18 protein-coding genes are annotated in these 16,717 nt (G+C 63.6%); 13 read left to right on the forward strand and 5 right to left on the reverse strand.

From position 1 onward, the window contains the following. Window positions 1-61: 61 nt before the first annotated feature. From IEJ03_RS07925 to IEJ03_RS07935, 3 genes are all read left to right on the forward strand, one after another. The gene (locus IEJ03_RS07925) at window positions 62-883 is read left to right on the forward strand and encodes an inositol monophosphatase family protein (protein ID WP_192037096.1); all 822 of its coding nucleotides are present in this window, start codon (window positions 62-64) and stop codon (window positions 881-883) included. A gap of 160 nt (window positions 884-1,043) precedes the next feature. Beyond that, window positions 1,044-1,319 carry a GrxA family glutaredoxin gene (locus tag IEJ03_RS07930; RefSeq protein ID WP_192037097.1) on the forward strand — a complete coding sequence of 92 codons (276 nt, stop codon included), beginning with the start codon at window positions 1,044-1,046 and terminating at the stop codon, window positions 1,317-1,319. A gap of 200 nt (window positions 1,320-1,519) precedes the next feature. Next, complete coding sequence (locus IEJ03_RS07935; RefSeq protein WP_192037098.1) at window positions 1,520-2,287, forward strand: DUF1338 domain-containing protein; 768 nt, start codon at window positions 1,520-1,522, stop codon at window positions 2,285-2,287. 43 nt (window positions 2,288-2,330) lie between these two features. On the opposite strand, the gene IEJ03_RS07940 is transcribed toward IEJ03_RS07935, so the two are convergent. After that, window positions 2,331-3,224: a LysR family transcriptional regulator gene (locus IEJ03_RS07940; protein WP_192037099.1), complete on the reverse strand. Its 894-nt coding sequence runs from the start codon at window positions 3,222-3,224 to the stop codon at window positions 2,331-2,333. A gap of 143 nt (window positions 3,225-3,367) precedes the next feature. Between IEJ03_RS07940 and IEJ03_RS07945 the strand changes: the two genes are divergently transcribed. The 7 genes from IEJ03_RS07945 to IEJ03_RS07975 all read left to right on the forward strand — a co-directional run bounded on the left by IEJ03_RS07945 (window position 3,368) and on the right by IEJ03_RS07975 (window position 8,821). Continuing rightward, entirely contained in the window at window positions 3,368-4,549 is a 1,182-nt protein-coding gene (locus IEJ03_RS07945) for an MFS transporter (RefSeq protein ID WP_192037100.1), read from the forward strand. 68 nt (window positions 4,550-4,617) lie between these two features. Further along, window positions 4,618-5,580: a TIGR03571 family LLM class oxidoreductase gene (locus IEJ03_RS07950; RefSeq protein ID WP_192037101.1), complete on the forward strand. Its 963-nt coding sequence runs from the start codon at window positions 4,618-4,620 to the stop codon at window positions 5,578-5,580. Next, the gene (locus tag IEJ03_RS07955; RefSeq protein WP_192037102.1) at window positions 5,570-5,806 is read left to right on the forward strand and encodes a hypothetical protein; all 237 of its coding nucleotides are present in this window, start codon (window positions 5,570-5,572) and stop codon (window positions 5,804-5,806) included. The genes IEJ03_RS07950 and IEJ03_RS07955 overlap by 11 nt, the downstream gene beginning before the upstream one ends. Before the next feature lie 103 nt (window positions 5,807-5,909). After that, window positions 5,910-6,497, forward strand: coding sequence for a TetR/AcrR family transcriptional regulator (locus IEJ03_RS07960; protein ID WP_192037103.1), 588 nt, complete (start codon window positions 5,910-5,912; stop codon window positions 6,495-6,497). Continuing rightward, a complete protein-coding gene (locus IEJ03_RS07965; protein WP_192037104.1) occupies window positions 6,494-7,438 on the forward strand; it encodes an EamA family transporter in 945 nt (314 codons plus the stop codon). Before IEJ03_RS07960 ends, IEJ03_RS07965 begins: the two co-directional genes overlap by 4 nt. A 152-nt stretch (window positions 7,439-7,590) precedes the next feature. Beyond that, window positions 7,591-7,914: a thioredoxin gene (gene trxA, locus IEJ03_RS07970; RefSeq protein ID WP_192037105.1), complete on the forward strand. Its 324-nt coding sequence runs from the start codon at window positions 7,591-7,593 to the stop codon at window positions 7,912-7,914. A 259-nt stretch (window positions 7,915-8,173) separates the two neighbouring features. Beyond that, a complete protein-coding gene (locus IEJ03_RS07975; RefSeq protein WP_192037106.1) occupies window positions 8,174-8,821 on the forward strand; it encodes a hypothetical protein in 648 nt (215 codons plus the stop codon). Window positions 8,822-8,942: 121 nt separating this feature from the next. Here IEJ03_RS07975 and IEJ03_RS07980 read toward each other — a convergent pair whose 3' ends face one another. Further along, on the reverse strand, window positions 8,943-9,851 hold the full coding sequence (locus IEJ03_RS07980) for a LysR family transcriptional regulator (RefSeq protein ID WP_192037107.1): 909 nt from the start codon (window positions 9,849-9,851) through the stop codon (window positions 8,943-8,945). A 181-nt stretch (window positions 9,852-10,032) separates the two neighbouring features. Between IEJ03_RS07980 and IEJ03_RS07985 the strand changes: the two genes are divergently transcribed. Further along, window positions 10,033-11,136: an L-dopachrome tautomerase-related protein gene (locus IEJ03_RS07985; protein ID WP_192037108.1), complete on the forward strand. Its 1,104-nt coding sequence runs from the start codon at window positions 10,033-10,035 to the stop codon at window positions 11,134-11,136. Between the two features lie 206 nt (window positions 11,137-11,342). Further along, window positions 11,343-12,359, forward strand: coding sequence for a zinc-binding alcohol dehydrogenase family protein (locus IEJ03_RS07990; RefSeq protein ID WP_192037109.1), 1,017 nt, complete (start codon window positions 11,343-11,345; stop codon window positions 12,357-12,359). A 148-nt stretch (window positions 12,360-12,507) separates the two neighbouring features. On the opposite strand, the gene IEJ03_RS07995 is transcribed toward IEJ03_RS07990, so the two are convergent. The 3 genes from IEJ03_RS07995 to IEJ03_RS08005 all read right to left on the reverse strand — a co-directional run bounded on the left by IEJ03_RS07995 (window position 12,508) and on the right by IEJ03_RS08005 (window position 15,659). Next, entirely contained in the window at window positions 12,508-13,881 is a 1,374-nt protein-coding gene (locus IEJ03_RS07995; protein ID WP_192037110.1) for an MFS transporter, read from the reverse strand. A gap of 365 nt (window positions 13,882-14,246) precedes the next feature. Further along, window positions 14,247-14,909, reverse strand: a complete 663-nt coding sequence (locus IEJ03_RS08000) for a CoA transferase subunit B (RefSeq protein WP_192037111.1) — start codon at window positions 14,907-14,909, stop codon at window positions 14,247-14,249. Window positions 14,910-14,957: 48 nt separating this feature from the next. After that, complete coding sequence (locus tag IEJ03_RS08005; protein ID WP_192037112.1) at window positions 14,958-15,659, reverse strand: CoA transferase subunit A; 702 nt, start codon at window positions 15,657-15,659, stop codon at window positions 14,958-14,960. A gap of 142 nt (window positions 15,660-15,801) precedes the next feature. Here IEJ03_RS08005 and IEJ03_RS08010 point away from each other — a divergent pair, with 142 nt between their 5' ends. Then, window positions 15,802-16,704, forward strand: coding sequence for a LysR family transcriptional regulator (locus IEJ03_RS08010; protein WP_192037113.1), 903 nt, complete (start codon window positions 15,802-15,804; stop codon window positions 16,702-16,704). The last annotated feature ends 13 nt before the right edge of the window (window positions 16,705-16,717 follow it).

A 16,717-nucleotide genomic window follows, 5' to 3' on the forward strand; every position in this document is an offset into this window, starting at 1 on the left:
ATCGGCCTGCTAGAATGCGGGCTTGTCCACACAGGATTCCTCTCACCGCCGCGGAGCCGCTATGCAGACAGCCCAACGCCTAGAGATCGCCGTCGACATCGCCAAACGGGCCGGCCAGGCCATCCTCGACGCCCGACAGTCACAGGATTTCTCCCGCCGCTACAAGGCCGGGAACGAACTGGTCACCGATACCGATGTCGCGGTCGACACCCTGATCGCGCACGCCCTGGAGGAGCACTTCCCCGGTGAGGCCCGCCTCACCGAGGAACTGTCACCGGATCGTGATGCCATCGAACAGAGCGGAGTCCTGTGGGTGGTCGACCCCATCGACGGCACAGTCAACTTCGCCCATGGCCTGCCCCACGTGGCGGTCTCGATCGCCTGGCTCAGGGATGGCCAGGCAGAACTCGGTGTCGTCCATGCGCCCTTCCTCGACGAGACCTATACCGCGGTGCGCGGTGAAGGCGCCTGGTGCAACGGCGAGCGTATTCGGGTCAGTCGTGCCTCGCGGCTCGCCGACAGCCTGGTGGCGACAGGGTTTCCCTACCGCCGGGACAGCCGCCCACCGCTGATCCGCCGGCTGGCGACCGTACTCGAACACTGTCAGGATGTGCGCCGTAACGGCGCTGCCGCCCTGGACCTGTGCAACGTGGCCTGCGGCCGGCTGGACGCCTACTACGAGAGTGTCTCGCCATGGGATTTTGCCGCCGGCGTGCTGATCGCCCGCGAGGCAGGCGCTCGTACCGGCCACCTCTACGACTGCCCGTCGGGCATTCCTGAGGATCTCTACGGCGAAAACCTGCTGGTGAGCACCCCGGATATACATGCCGACCTCGCGAAGCTGCTGATACGGGCCGATGAAGATCGCCACGAGACCGGCTGAGCCTGGATGCTGATGCCCCCGGTCATCATCTCTCTCGCCATAGCACCCTGTAATGGCTGGCGTAGCCAGTCTCTATTGGCATCCGCTCGGGCATTAGGGAACAATGGCGCCATCTTTTCATCGCACTTGCCATTCACCGCATTAATTCAAGGAGTGTCATATGTTTGTTGTTATCTTCGGTCGTCCCGGTTGCCCGTTCTGCGTTCGAGCCAAGGAGCTCGCCGACAAGCTCAGCGACACTGGTGCGATCAGCGGCTACCGCTATGTCGATATCCATGAAGAAGGCATCAGCAAGGCCGACATGGAAAAGACCATCGGCAAGCCGGTCGAAACCGTACCGCAGATCTTCGTTGACCAGACCCACGTCGGCGGCTTCACCGAGTTCAACCAGTACGTGAGCGACAACGCCCTGATCCCGGAAGGCGCGGCACAGTAAGCGAAACGCCCTGAGTCGAATGGCAGAAGGCCGTCCCCCTGGGGCGGCCTTCTGCATGTATGGCATGCCTTATTACTGGCGCGTCGCCGATACTCGGGATGCGCATCGTTTGCGTCCCCCTCGCGTTGAAAGCCTACCGATGCACTGGACCTATACTCAGCAAGACATTCTCAGGCTCGAGGTCAGGGAGATAGCGTCTGATGCAACGCCAGGAGTTTCTCCAGCAGCTGTGGCTGGACTACATTCATCTCCACCCGGAAATCGGGGGGCTACGCCTGTGGCCGGTCGGCAGCGAACCCGAGTTTCTGGCGTTGCTGACCCTGAACCACGGGCCCTTCGCCGCAGACAAGCTTACGCCCACCCTGAACCAGTTCGGCTATCGGGCCATCGAGCATCATGCCATGGCCGACCGCGGCCTGCTGGTGTCGCTCTTCGCCCCCCCCGATGATGGCCCCTGGCTGGTACTCGGCGAGCTTCAACTCGGCACCCTGACGCGTGAACCCCGGGAGATACTCCAGGCGCTCGTCGCGCAGGCACATCATGAGGATACCCGAGGCCAGAATCTGCTGGCCCGGGGGCGCCCCTGGCCGATGCCGGACTGGAACACCTTCTGTCTGCTGCAGCGGGCACATCCGCTAGCCGCCTGGCTGGCCGTCATGGGGCCCCGGCTGCATCACGCCGGCTTCGACTGCGAGCGCCTGGGCAGTGATCTCACCCGCCTGGATGCGCAACTCGAACAGACCGGCCTGGACGGCAGTGGTGACCGCCACCACGGCGTCTTCCCGATCTCGGCGCTGCTCAACTACCGGTTCTACCCGGCCTGCTCGAAGCGCCTCGCTTTCGCCGGCGGGGACGAGCACCGCGTTACCCTGGGCGGCCTGGCCTTGATCCAGGCCTGCCTGCCCGGCCAGCACGACCGCTCGGCCCAGCTGCTCCTTCCGCAACACACGCGCTGCGAAATAGCCTGAGGATCAGCGCTTGCCGAGTGCGCTTTTCAGCCTCCGACCCGTCTCAGAGGCGGATTCTGGGGGCAATGAAGTCCAGAAAGGCGCCGATCCGTGACGACAGCGCCGTGTTGCGGTAATACACCGCCTGCACCTCCTCGCGTCGGTTGGGGCTGATCACCCGATCCGCTAGCAGACTGACCAGGCGCCCCCGGGTCAGGTCGTCCTGGATCATGAAGCGTGACATGCAGGCGATGCCCTGCCCCGCCAGGCACAGCTGGCGCATCACCTCACCGCTCGAGGTGCTGAGCTGTGGCGCAATGTTCGGCCCATGGCTATCCAGGCCTTCCACCGGCCAGACGTTCAGGCTGTCCGCGTTGAGAAATCCCAGCAACTGGTGATCGCTCAGGGCCGCCGGGCTGGCCGGCATGCCGTGACGCTCCAGGTATTGGGGACTCGCCACCAGGTGCAAGGGTGAACGCCCCAGTCGCCGGGCGTGCAGAGTGGAATCCTCGAGGCTGCCGATGCGAATCGCCACATCGGTGCGTTGCTCGAGCAGGTTGATGATATCGTCCGAGGCCGACAGCTCGAGCTCGATGCCCGGATATTTCTCTCGGAAGTCCCCGATCAGGGGCACCAGCTGGTGCAGCACGAAGGGCGTGGCCGCATCCACGCGCAGTCGGCCGCTGGGCCGCTCACGGCTCAAGCGGGTCTGCTCCTCCGCATGTGCCAGCACCGCCAGCCCCTCCCGCACCCGCTCGACGAAGGCACGCCCTTCGCTGGTCAGTGTCACGCTACGCGTGGTGCGATTGAGCAAGGGTGTGTCGAGCTGTTGCTCCAGACGCTGCACGGCGCGCGATACCTTGGCGACCGGTACCTCCGCCAGCCGTGCCGCCGCACTGAAGCCCCCACTGTCGACCACCGCCACCAGCAGGCGAAGATCCTCGGTACGACTCTGCATGCTCTCTCCATTCGCTCGTGACCACCAGACTATTACGATTTTCGCAAAGGTGTTTTGGTTTTACCCCTATTTATTGCACAAGCTGGCGGGCGCAGACTCTGCGGCGTTCACATGCCTCGAACGCTCATCAAAGGAGCCCTGCCATGCCCATTGCATTGTACGCACTGATGCTCAGTGCCTTTGCCATCGGCACCACCGAATTCGTGATTGTCGGTCTGGTGCCCACCATCGCCCAGGATCTGGGCGTCTCGCTGCCCTCGGCCGGCCTGTTGGTCAGCCTCTACGCCGCCGGGGTCGCCATCGGCGCGCCGGTCCTTACCGCCCTCACGGGACGACTGAATCGCAAGCTGGTGCTGCTCGGCCTGATGGCCCTGTTCATTGCCGGCAACCTGCTGGCCTGGCAGGCGCCCGGTTACGGCTCCCTGATCACCGCCCGCATTCTCACCGGCCTGGCCCATGGGGTGTTCTTCTCCATCGGCTCAACCATCGCCACGAGCCTGGTCAGCAAGAACAAGGAAGCCAGCGCCATCGCGCTCATGTTCACCGGCTTGACCGTGGCCCTGGTAACGGGCGTGCCACTGGGCACCTGGATCGGACAGAACTTCGGCTGGCGCGCCACCTTCCTGGTGGTCTCTGCACTGGGTGCCGTGGCCCTGATCGGCAGCGCCCTGCTGGTCCCGAGCAACCTCAAGCAAGCCGTACCGGCGACCCTTGGCCAGCAACTCAAGGTACTGACCCATCCGCGTCTGCTGCTGGTCTATCTGATTACCATCCTAGGCTACGGTGGCACCTTCACCGCTTTCACCTACCTGGCACCGATCCTTCAGGACGTCAGTGGGTTCGGCAATAACGCCGTCAGCCTGATCATGCTGGTCTACGGTGCCTCGGTCGCTGTGGGCAATATCTATGGCGGCAAGCTGGCCGACCGGATGGGCCCCATCCACGCCCTGACCCTGATCTTTACTGGCCTTACCGCCATCCTGCTGGTACTGACTCTCTCGGCCAGCCACCCGGTCGCCGCCGTGCTGACGGTGCTGGTCTGGGGCGCCTTTGCCTTCGGTAACGTGCCGGGCCTGCAGGTCTACGTGGTGCAACAGGCCGAGCGCTTCGTCCCCGAAGCCGTCGATGTCGCCTCCGGCCTCAACATCGCGGCTTTCAATATCGGCATCGCCCTGGGCTCGGTGGTCGGCGGCTACGTCGTCGATGGCATGGCGCTCACCGATACCGCCTGGATCGGGGCCGGTATCGTCATCCTGGCCCTGGTCCTGACCCGGCTCTCCGGCAGCCTGGACCGTCGCGGCAACGCTGCCGTCGCCAGCGCGTAACCCCTCTCGTCGCGCCCGTCCTCCCTAACGATGCCGGGCGCGCCTTCCGTTTCCAGGAGATTCTTGCCATGTCATTGACACGACTCACTCAAGGCCCGCTGACCCTCGGGGTGGAGCTGCCGCTGGACCATGACTGGAGTGCCAGTGGTGATAACCTCCGCCGGCGGGACGGACGTCCCTTCGGCGTTCCCGATATGGACGCTCATGCCGAGCGCATTGCCCAGGTCGACCGCCTGGGTTTCCGCGCCGCTTGGCTGCGTGACGTACCGCTCTATGATCCCGCCTTCGGTGATGCCGGCCAGGTCTTCGAGCTGTTCACCTATCTCGGCTACCTGGCGCGTCACACCGATCAGCTGCTGCTGGGCACCGCCGCCGCAGTATTACCGTTGCGCCAGCCCTGGCTGGTCCGCAAGGCCGCGGCCACCGTACAGGCCCTTAGCGGCAACCGGCTGCTGCTGGGAGTCGCCAGTGGCGACCGTCCCGTGGAGTACCCCTTGTTCGGTGAGGACTTTGCCCAGCGCGGCGCCCAGTTCCGTGATGCGGTCGAGATCCTCAAGGGCCAGACCGACGCGCAGCTGTCATCAGGCCAGGCGCTATTGCCCCACGCGCCTCAACCGCCTCTTCTTGTGGCCGGTCTCGCCCAGCAGACGCCCCATTGGGTCGGTGAGCAGATGGACGGCTGGCTCGCTTACCCCGGCACGCCACAGGACCACGTCAAGCGCGTCGAGCTGTGGCGCCAAGTCGCCGGTGGCAAGCCCTATGTGAGCTTCATCCATCTGGATCTACTCGAGCGCCCCGATGCCCCCACGACCCGGCACCGCTTCGGCATCAGTGCCGGCCGTGAGGGCCTGATCCGCGAGCTCGAGGCGATGCAGGCGGCCGGCGTGAACCACATCGGCCTACATTTCCGCCGCAACCAGCGCCCCCTTGACGAGACCCTCGAGGAGATCGGCCATGAAGTGCTGCCGCATTTCCAGAGCCAGGCGTCCACTATCGACACTCACTATGAGGAAACCGCCGATGTCGACTGAACACCCTGCCCTTCCCGAGAGCTTCGAGGCCTGGACCTGGTCAGGACCCGGCGAACCCGAGGACCTTAAGCGAGCGCGTCTCGCCCTGGAGACGCCCGGCGATCAGGAGGTGATCGTCGCGACCCGCGCAATCGGGCTTAACCCGGTAGACTGGAAGTTCATCGCCATGGACAGCGCCCTGTGGCAGGCCGGCAGCGATGCCGACTGGGCCGAGCATACCACCTGACCGTTTGCCCCCTGATGTCAGCCCGGAAGACCAACATCGGGATCGATTGACCTCACGGCAGGAGTAGGTAGACTGGTCTACCTACTCCTGCCGTGAGGTCCTCATGCCACGCCCAACTTCTAACGCACCAACAAGCGCCCAGCAGCGCCTCATCGACGCGGCCGCCGAGCTGTTCTACAACGACGGCATCACCGCGACCGGCATCGATGCCATCGTCAAGCAAGCCGGTGTCGCCAAGAAGAGCCTGTACAACAACTTCGCCTCTAAGGCCGCCCTGGTGGCGACCTACCTGGAAGTGCGTCATGCGGAATGGCTCGATCTCTACGCGGCGCGGCTGCTCAAGGCCAACACCTCCAAAGACAGGGTCCTTGCTGTCTTCCTGGCCTATGAGGATCATGCCGAGCACGCCTACACACGTGGCTTTCGCGGCTGCGGGCTCCTGAATGCCGCGGCCGAACTCCCCGCGGATGACGCCGGCCGAGCGGTGGTGAGGCAACACAAGCAGCAGATCGAGGGCTTGCTGGCCGACCATCTCAATGAGCTGTTCCACGATCCGGAGCGGGCCAAGCAACTGGCACAGCACCTCGCCTTCCTGCTTGAGGGCGCCATGGCCAGGGCGGGCCTGGAAGGCCGTAGCGACTGCCTGCACCACGCCCGCGCCATGGCATCGGCCATGCTGGAGGCGTCATGACACGGGACGCAAAGGAACGACAACTGGGTATCTTCACCGTCCTGCTGGCCGCGGTGCTGTGGGGCACGACCGGTACCGCAGCGACCTTCGCTCCGGACGTCAGTGCCGTGGCCATCGGCGCGGTCGCCATGGGCGGCGGCGGATTGATGCAGGCCATGCTCTCGGCGGGCGGAATCCGACGTCACCTGACTCAGATCAAGGCACACTGGCACTGGCTCTTGGTAGGGGCGATCGCCGTGGCCATCTACCCGCTAGCCTTCTATGCCTCCATGCGCCTGGCCGGCGTGACCATCGGCACGGTGGTCTCCATCGGCTCGGCGCCGCTGCTCTCGGCGCTGATCGAGTACCGTCTGGACGGGTTACGCCTCGGTGCTCGCTGGATGATCGGTGCCGGGTTTGGGCTATCGGGCATGCTGCTGCTGTGTCTGGCCGAAGGCTCGGGCCACATGCCCAGTGGAACGGCAACGGCCGTGATCCCGGGCACCCTGCTGGGCTTGCTGGCCGGACTCAGCTATGCCCTGTATTCCTGGACCGCGCGCCGCCTGATGCAGCAGGGCATCGCCTCCCGTGCCGCCATGGGCGCCACCTTCGGCATCGGCGGCCTGATGCTGTTGCCGGTGTTATTGCTGACCGGGGCACCGCTATTGGCTTCCTGGGGCAACGCGGCTGTCGGTCTCTACATGGCGTTCGTCCCTATGCTGCTGGGATATCTCTGCTTCGGCCACGGCTTGGCGCGTATTCCGGCCAGCACCGCCACTACTATCACCCTGTTCGAACCCGTCGTGGCAGCCTGCCTGGCAGTGGCCATCGTTGGCGAGCGACTGCCGGCCATGGGCTGGGGCGGCATAGCGCTGATCCTAGCCTGCTTAGTGTGTATAAGCGCGCCTGTCGGCAGCACTCGCTCACCGGCGCAACAGCCAGGCCACCAGCCGTCTCACTGATGACGTCTGCAGACCTAAACCACAGGGAAGACGACAGCCAGGTGATAAAATGAGCTTGCTAACGAACACCCTGGCACGCTAGGGTGTGGCCATCGTCGTCATCCGACGCCTCCAACACACTCAGCAGCTACAGCCTGCTCAAGGAGAATGACATGGCCAACCTGAAAGCCGTGACCGATAGCAATTACACCCAAGACGTCATCGAGAGCAGTGCTCCCGTGCTGGTCAAGTTCTGGGCACCGTGGTGCGGTCCCTGCAAGATGCTGGATCCCGTCGTCGAGTCGATCGCCGAAGAACGAGGCGACGCCCTGAAGGTCGTCACCATCAACGTCGACGATGCACCGGATCTGGCCGCCAAGAATGGCGTGCGTGGTCTGCCGACCATTGCCTTGTTCAAGGGCGGTGAAAAGGTCGACGCCCTGACCGGCGTCCAGCCGAAGGAACAGTTCGATGCCATGCTGGCTCGTCACGCCTGACCCTTTCGGATCAAGCGGCTCCCGTTCCCCGGGTAGCCAATGACAAGCGCCCAGGCCCTGCTCTCGCAGGCCTGGGCGTTTTCGTGTCTGCCCCCTCTCCGGTGTTTTGACAGGCCAGTCGTGCCCCGTCCGCCTATCATGAAGGAATAAGCCACGCGGCCAGGATGCCGCGTTTCCTGAGGCCAGGCGCCTCATGATGGCCCAGCGCGTACCGGAGATCACAAGGGGCGGTGCTGGCCCGGGCGGCGGGCATCCTGCCATGAAGCACTGGTTCGGCCATCTCTCGAAACGCGCCCGCGAGGCGCGCCAGACGCCCGACGAGCGATTCCATGCCGCCGTCCGGCGTTATACGACGCAGGTCGCCGCCATCACCCGCGACGTCTTGCCAGCCCTGCGCCGCACCGTCGAGCTATCGGCAAGAGAGGAGTCGCCAGGCGTATTGATCGAGCGACTGGAACAGGTAGATCATCGTTTGATGGCCAAGCATTACCAGGTGTTGCACCTGGAACGCCGCGCCAAGCATTACCGGCATGCCGCCATGCGCGCCCTCAAGCGCCAACCCGAGGCCCACGAGAATGCCCTGCACCTCTCCGACATCGCCTTCGCCGACGCTCGTCGGCTCGCCGGCCAAGTACTGGACGAGATAGATCGCCTGCAGCGGGTCACGCGTGCCCTGACACGCGGCGGTCATCCAGATAAGGCCCTGTCCATGCTCGCCGATCATGACACTCGCCCTGCAATGACCCCATCGCCCGAACCGCCCGACGACAGACGGAGATCGCGAGCCCTAGCATCCGCCACTGCGGCATCCGTGCTGCACCCGGCAACCCCGAGCATGATCGTGAAGCCTCTCTCGGAGGAAGAGTGGCACGCGGCCCATCAGCCGCCGGACGAGGATCGTTCTTGAAGGACACTTCCTTCGCTTTTCTCTCGCCGCCCTTTCGTCAACCTCTCGCCGAGCCAGGAAGGCGAGCCAGAAAGACGAGCCCTGCCCCGTCCTCACGCCCCGCAAGACTGTCTCCAAAGGCTCAACGCTTACACGGCAGTGTGTCCAGTGCCTCAAAGGTCTCAACCAGGTGATCGGCGAGCGCCTTGACCCGATGGGGCTGCGTCCGCGCAGGCGGGAACAGCAGCTGTACCGGGGCCGGGGACGCCGCGTAATCGGCCAGCAGCTCGATCAGGCGGCCGCTGCGGATGTCGTCCACCACATCCAGTTCCGACTTGAGAACGATCCCCAGGCCTTCAAGCCCCCATTGACGGACCATCGCACCATCATTGGCGACGCGATTGCCACTGACCGTCACCACCTGAGGACCCGCCGACGTCTCGAATCGCCATTCATTATCGAGGTTCTGCCCGAAACGCATCATCAAACAATTATGCGACTTGAGGTCGGTGGGCTGACGGGGCTCGGCGTGAGCATCGAGATAAGCGGGTGACGCACATACCAGCCGCCTGGCACCCCCCAGCGAGCGTACCCTCAAGGTGCTGTCCATGATGGTCCCGAAGCGCAATGCCAGATCGATGCCCTCCCCCACGATATCGACATAGCCGTCCGACAGCAGCAGTTCGATCCTGATGCCCGGGTACCTGCCCTGGAACTCGGTCAGGGCACGCGAGATCAGATGGCGCCCGGTATCGCTCGGCGCGCTAACGCGGATAGGCCCGGTCAGAGACTCGGCACCGAAACGGATGCGGCTATCCAGATCGGCCACGCCGTTCAGCAGCTCCCGGGCGCCTTCGACCAGGGTGCGCCCCTCTTCGGTGAGGCTGATGGCGCGGGTGGTGCGGTTCAGCAACACCACCCCGTAGTGGGCTTCCAGCGCGGCCAGGCGTTCCGAGACGGACGTCGGCGACAGACCGACCTCGCGCCCCGCCGCCGTCAGGCTGCCTTTCTCCACGATGGTCAGGAACAGCGCAATGTTATCGAGCAGCATTCTACGGTTTCACCGAAATATATTTGCGTTCTCAGGCCGTTTATCCGCCTGCAGCACATGCCTAGCATACCTCACATAGCACGACGCCGCGGCCCGATACGGTTCACCTCTGCTTTTCCGTCGCGTTGCCATGTCCACAAAGAATACTGCGATCTCGCCTTGTCAGGCTCTGGAGTCCAACATGAACGTACCTCGAAGAAAGACCACTGCACTGCTCGCCGCCATGGCCGCCAGCGTTTTCAGCCTTCCCGGCATGGCCCAAGAACTGAAGACATATGCTTCCCTGAGCGATACGCGCCCGGGCAACATCACCGTGCTGGAGAACAATCGGGTCATCATCACCCAGCAGCCGCTGGATAACCCAACACTTCGCGTGGTGGAGGTTGCCCCGGATGGCACCAAGCGTCCCTTCCCGACCCAGGACTGGGCCGACGGGCCCGACATCGGAGAGGTAGGCATTGCCGCGACCATCGGTATCGACACCGATAGCAACGGTGTGGTCTGGATCCTGGACATGGGTGACCAGAACAATCCGGCCCAGTTGGTGGGATGGGACACCCGTGCCAACGAGTTGCACAAGGTGATTACGATTCCCGCAGATGCCACCCTACCGATCTCCTTCCTGCAGGATTTCGCCATCGACGAAAAGCGCGGCAAGATCTACATCGCCGACATGACCTTTACCGCACCGGCGACGGACATGCGCCCAGCCTTCGTGGTAGTGGATATCGAAACCGGGGAGGCGCGCCGGGTGTTACAGGCCGCCCCGCCCCTGATGCCGGTCTATCATGACGTCGTGATCGTTGGCCAGCCAATGGCGGCCCAGGGTACAGACGGCGGTGAGCCGACGCCCTGGCACCTGGCCATGAATGCCATCTCCATCGACCCTGCCTTCGAGCATGTCTATTTCGGCACCGTTAATGGCAGCACTATCTTCCGTCTTCCCGCCGCCGCCCTGGCCGACCCGACCCTTGAAGACGAGCAACGCATCGAGCACATCGAGCCGTATGCCGACAAGCGTCCCAACGACGGCTTCATCTACTCTGCTGGGCTGGATGGCGTGGTATCGGGGGACATCGAGCAGCACGCCGTGACCCTTTCCACACCGGATGCCATGACTACCCTGGCGCAGGACGAGGAGCACCTGCGTTGGCCGGACGGCTTCGCCTACGGCCCAGATGGCACGCTCTACATCACATCGAATCAACTCAACACCCATCCGGCGTTGAATGCCGGCGAAGATGGCAGCGACCGTCAGTACTACATCATGACGTTGTCGCCCTGACCCCGAGCACATCAGAGAAGCGGAAAGGTTCACCCCGTGATTATGCGGAAACTCCAAATTATCTCTTCGCTTTTCGCCTGTTTTTCCGGCATTTCGACATGATTATGATACCCGTCACCGATGACGACGGGCGCTGCTCCCTACTGCCGGGCACGGCATCCGCCCACGTCGCATAGCCCCATCCCCACTTCACAGAGAGTGACACCATGAAAGCCATTGGCTACTACCAAACCGGTTCTATCGACCGCGATGACGCCCTGGTCGATATCGAACTCGACGCCCCGACCGCCTCCGGCCATGACCTGCTGATCAGGGTCGAGGCCATTTCCGTCAACCCGGTGGACTACAAGATTCGTCAGAATCGAGCCCCGGCCGAAGGTCAGGTCGCCGTGCTCGGTTGGGACGCGGTCGGCGAAGTCGTTGCGGTGGGTAATCAAGCCACTCGCTTCTCGCCGGGCGACAAGGTCTGGTATGCCGGCGACATCAGCCGGGCCGGGACCAATAGCGAGTTTCACCTGGTCGATGAGCGCATCGTTGGACACGCCCCCAAGTCCGTGCCGGCCGCACAGGCGGCCGCCCTGCCGCTGACTACCCTGACCGCCTTCGAGATGCTGTTCGATCGCCTGCGTGTCACCGAGCCGGTAACGGGTGCGGCGCCGGCGGTGCTCATCATCGGCGGTGCGGGCGGTGTGGGCTCCATCACCATCCAGCTGCTGCGCGCCCTGACCGACCTGACCGTGATTGCCACGACGTCTCGTCCGGAAACTCGGGAGTGGGTCAAGACCCTGGGCGCCCACCACGTCATCGATCACCGACAGCCGCTGCCGGCGCAGATCGAGGCACTGGGCATCGGCCAGCCCGGCTTCGTGTTCTCCACCAATCATTCCGAGCAATACGCAGAGCAGGTGGCGGACCTGATCGCCCCACAGGGCCGCTTCGGCTTGATCGATGATCCTGAAACGCTGAACGTGCTGCCCTTCAAGACCAAGGCGGCGTCCATCCACTGGGAACTGATGTTCACGCGCGCGCTCTTCTCCACCGCCGACATCGACCGCCAGGGCAGGATTCTCGACAAGGTTGCGGCCCTGCTGGACAGCGCCTTGATCCAGTCCACCGCAACCGAAGCCTTCGGTCGCATCAATGCGGCGAACCTAAAGCGGGCGCATGCGCTGCTCGAGAGCGGCAAGGCGAAGGGCAAGATCGTGCTCGAGGGCTTCGACTGAGCGATTGAGCACTGTAACCAGATAGGTATCAAGGCGGCCGGCTCCCCGGCCGCCTTGCGTTATCTCCCGCGCCCCTTCGCGCTCGCCCCTACGTTTGGTGAGATCAGTCGTTTGGTGAGATCAGTCTGGAAGGATCAATCGGGTGCGCTCAGGCCGTCGAGGTCGCGTGTTCCGACCCGTCGGCGGGAGGTTCTTCTTCCCCTACCGCTTCTGCCTCCCGGGCATAATGATCCTCATGGTCCAGCGAATCGACCTGCAGGTCGAGCTCGAACTGAACGGGGTCATGGCGAGGATCGAGCTCGTTGAGATAATGCTGGGTCTCCATGACCGGCATGGCCACGAAAGGCTCCTGATCCACCTCTTCCTTGACCTGGCCACGACCCGCCAGCAGGCGAACGGCGATGAAACCAGCCAGCGTGAGTGCCACGGCACCCAGGAAGAACCATAGCCCATCGGGACCGACCACCTGCATGACCAGCGACGCCCCGAAGGGGCCAACGATCGAGCCGACGCCATAGGTCATCATCAGCTTGCCGTTGGCGGCCACGATCTCCTCCGGCTTCAGCCAATCATTGGTGTGCGCGAGGCTAAGGGAGTAGAGCGTATGCAGCATGGCCGTATGAAAGCTCGCCACCAGCAGCAACATGAGATAGTCGACCCGGGCGGCCACCGAGATAAAGGCGCCGGAAACGGCCATGATCGCCGCCATGGCCAGGATGACCTTACGCCGATCGATGCGATCCGAGAGCCGTCCCAGGCCCCACTGGGCGAACAGCGCCACCAGCGTGGTGATGGCCATGAACTGGGCGGTCTGTGCGGTGGAAAGGCCAATCTCCTGACCATAGTAAGGCGTCATGGCAAAGAAGGCCTGCACCATCAAACCGGCGGTGAAGGCGCCGACCAGGCCCACCGGCGCCAGCTTGAAGAGCGCCTTCAGCTTGATCTTCTGGGGCTGGAGTTCCTGTGCCGCTCGCGGACCATGGATACGATGAATCGACAGCGGCACCAGCGACAGCGCGAACAGCATGCCTGCCAGGGAGAACAGCACCATGGTAGCCGGGTCGGCACTGTTCAGCAGCCACTGGCCCCCGGCCAGGGAGAGGGTCGAGATGACCAGGTACCAGCCCAGCACCTTGCCGCGATTGTCATTGGAGGACTCCCCGGAGACCCAGGATTCCATCACCATCAGAAGGCCCGCGGTGGCGCCACCGCCGAAGACACGCCAGACCAGCCAGGCCCAGGGGTTGACCCAGAGCCCGTGCAGCATCGCGGTGACCGCCAGCGTCGCCGCACAGGCGGCAAAGACCCGGATATGCCCCACGGCCCGGATGCGCTTCTCCAGCCAGTAGCTGCCGATCACGAAGCCGAAGGAGAAACTCGACATCAGCAGACCCGCCATCTGCGAGGGGAAGCCCTCGAGTGACATGCGCACCCCGAGCAGGGTCATGATCAGACCATGCCCCAGCAGGAAGCTGATCTCGCAGACAAACAGAATCGGCAGAGTGGCCGGCAAGCTACGCACGAAACGCCCTCCATCAAGACGATGAGCGGCCGATGCAGTGGATCGGCAAAGAAAAAGACAATAGCCCGGCGCCAGACCGAGGCGGCCTGATTGCAGGGGGCAGGAAGGACCGGGCGCATTCTACCGGCTTCGAAAGAAGTTTCCAGCCCATCATCGACTTATGCACAGTTTCTGTGGATAACGTTGTGCAAAGCCAAGGGAGAGTCGGTCAGGCTGCCGACCACTGAGCCGGCACCGACAGGATGGTCAGATTTTCACCAAGATAGTGTTTCGGGGGCAAAAAAAGGCTCGACCACCCTGATCGGGATGGTCGGGCCTTGTTGCGGTGACCGCCCACAGCGGGAGGGACACCAGGATGGGGATAATCAAGCCTCGAAGGTCATCTCCGGCACGTGATCGGGCACCACCAGCTTGCCGGCGGTCTTCTCGACGATCTCTTCGACGGAAACGCCCGGCGCCCGCTCCACGAGGTGGAAGGCGCCATCCTTGATTTCCAGGTAGGCAAGATCGGTCAGCACCCGATTGATGCAGCCCGCGCCGGTCAGGGGCAGGTTGCAGGACTCGAGGAGCTTGGACTCGCCATGCTTGGAGGCATGGGTCATGGTGCAGATGATGTTCTCGGCGCCAGCTACCAGGTCCATGGCGCCGCCCATGCCCTTGATCAGCTTGCCCGGTATCATCCAGGACGCGATGTTGCCGTTCTGGTCCACCTCGAAGGCGCCCAGCACCGTGAGGTCTACATGGCCGCCACGGATCATGGCGAAGGATTCCGCCGAGGAGAAGATCGCCGCCCCCGGGCGGGCCGTCACGGTCTGCTTGCCCGCGTTGATCATGTCCGGATCGACTTCTTCTTCGGTGGGGAAGCGCCCCATGCCCAGCAGGCCGTTCTCGGACTGCAGCATCACGTCGATGCCGTCGGGCACGTAGTTCGCCACCAGGGTCGGGATGCCGATGCCCAGGTTGACGTAGAAACCGTCCTCGAGTTCGCGGGCCACGCGCTGTGCCATCTGTTCGCGGGTCAGTGCCATCTTGATTGCCTCTCTGCCGAATTCTTGTGTGGTGAGCCGTGGTCGCCTTCAGGCCTCGCGTACGGTGCGCTTTTCGATGCGCTTCTCGAAGCTGCCCTGAATGATGCGATCGACATAGATCCCCGGGGTATGGATCTGGTCGGGATGCAGCTCGCCGGGCTCGACGATCTCCTCGACTTCGACCACGGTGATCCGGCCGGCGGTGGCGGCCAGCGGGTTGAAGTTCTGAGCCGTGTCGCGATAGACGACGTTGCCATAGCGATCGGCCTTCCAGCCCTTGACGATGGCGAAGTCGCCGACCACGGATTCCTCGAGGATATAGGGGCGCCCGTTGAACTCACGCACCTCCTTGCCTTCGCCGATCGGCGTGCCGTAGCCCGTGGCGGTGTAAAACGCCGGGATACCCGCCCCACCGGCACGCATCTTCTCGGCCAGAGTGCCCTGCGGAGTCAGCACCACCTCGATCTGATTCTCGAGCATCTGTTGCTCGAAGAGGGCGTTCTCACCGACATAGGAGGCGTAGATGGTGCTGATCTGACGATCCTCCAGCAGCAGCCCCAGGCCGAAGCCATCGACGCCACAGTTGTTGGAATACACCGTCAGATCCTTGACGCCGCGACGCTTGATCTCACCGATCAGGTTCTCGGGAATACCGCAAAGCCCGAACCCGCCGGCGATCACGGTCATACCGCTCTCGATTCCGGCCATCGCTTCCTCGTAGGAACCCACTCGCTTGTCGAATCCGGCCATGTCACTGCCTCGTGGTTGTTGGAGGGTTGTTCTTGAGTCGTTTCCAGTGTCGTACCCAACACATCTATTTGTTAAGTTTGTTTTATTTATTGATTAATATCATTCCCCAATAAGTCCAACCTCCTGGGTCACGGGGGATCTCATGACCGTAAAACAGCTTCGCGCCTTTCTCGCCGTCGCCCAGACCCTGAGCTTCACCCGGGCGTGCGATCGCCTGCACCTGTCCCAGCCGGCCCTGAGCCTGGCCATCAAGGGCCTGGAAGACAGCCTCGGTGGCCCGCTGCTGATCCGCAGCACCCGACGCGTCAGCCTGACGCCCGAAGGCGAGGCGCTGGTGCCCCTGGCAAAGAGACTGCTGGCCGACTGGGACAACACCGAGGAGCGACTGCGCCAGCACTTCACCCTGGAGCTGGGTCGTGTGGCCATCGCCGCCATGCCGTCTTTTGCCTGCAACCTGTTGCCCGATGCCCTGATGGCCTTCCGGTCGCGCTTTCCGCGCATCCAGGTGACCGTCCATGACGTCATCAACGAACAGGTGATCGAGATGGTCCGCCACGAGCGGGTGGAGCTAGGGATCGCCTTCGCCCCCGAGGCCATGGAGGACCTGGCCTTCACGCCTCTGTTCAGCGACCGCTTCGTCGCAGTGCTGCCCCCCGACTCACCGCTCGCGGAGGCGACGTCGATATCCTGGCAGGCCCTCCTCGCGGAGGATCTGATCACCCTGCAGCGTCCTTCCATGGTCAGGCGGCTGCTGGATCAGGCCCTCGCGGATCAGGGCATCGAGCTACGGGTTGCCTTCGAGAGTCACCAACTGGCGACAGTGGGACGCATGGTGGCCTGTGGCCTCGGCGTCAGCGCCGTCCCCTCGCTGTGCCAACCTCACATGCAAGCACTGGGCGCGCGTTGCCTGCCCTTGCACGGCCCGATCATTTCCCACCGGATCGGGCTGCTGTCACCACGAGACCGAAAGCTGTCGGTGGCCGCCAAGGCCCTCGCCGAGGTCCTCGAGGAAAGCGTCCAGGCACCAATGCTACGCTCAAAGTAGCACTACTGCCGAT

It is taken from the genome of Halomonas sp. YLGW01, assembly GCF_014840935.1.
Lineage (GTDB): Bacteria > Pseudomonadota > Gammaproteobacteria > Pseudomonadales > Halomonadaceae > Onishia.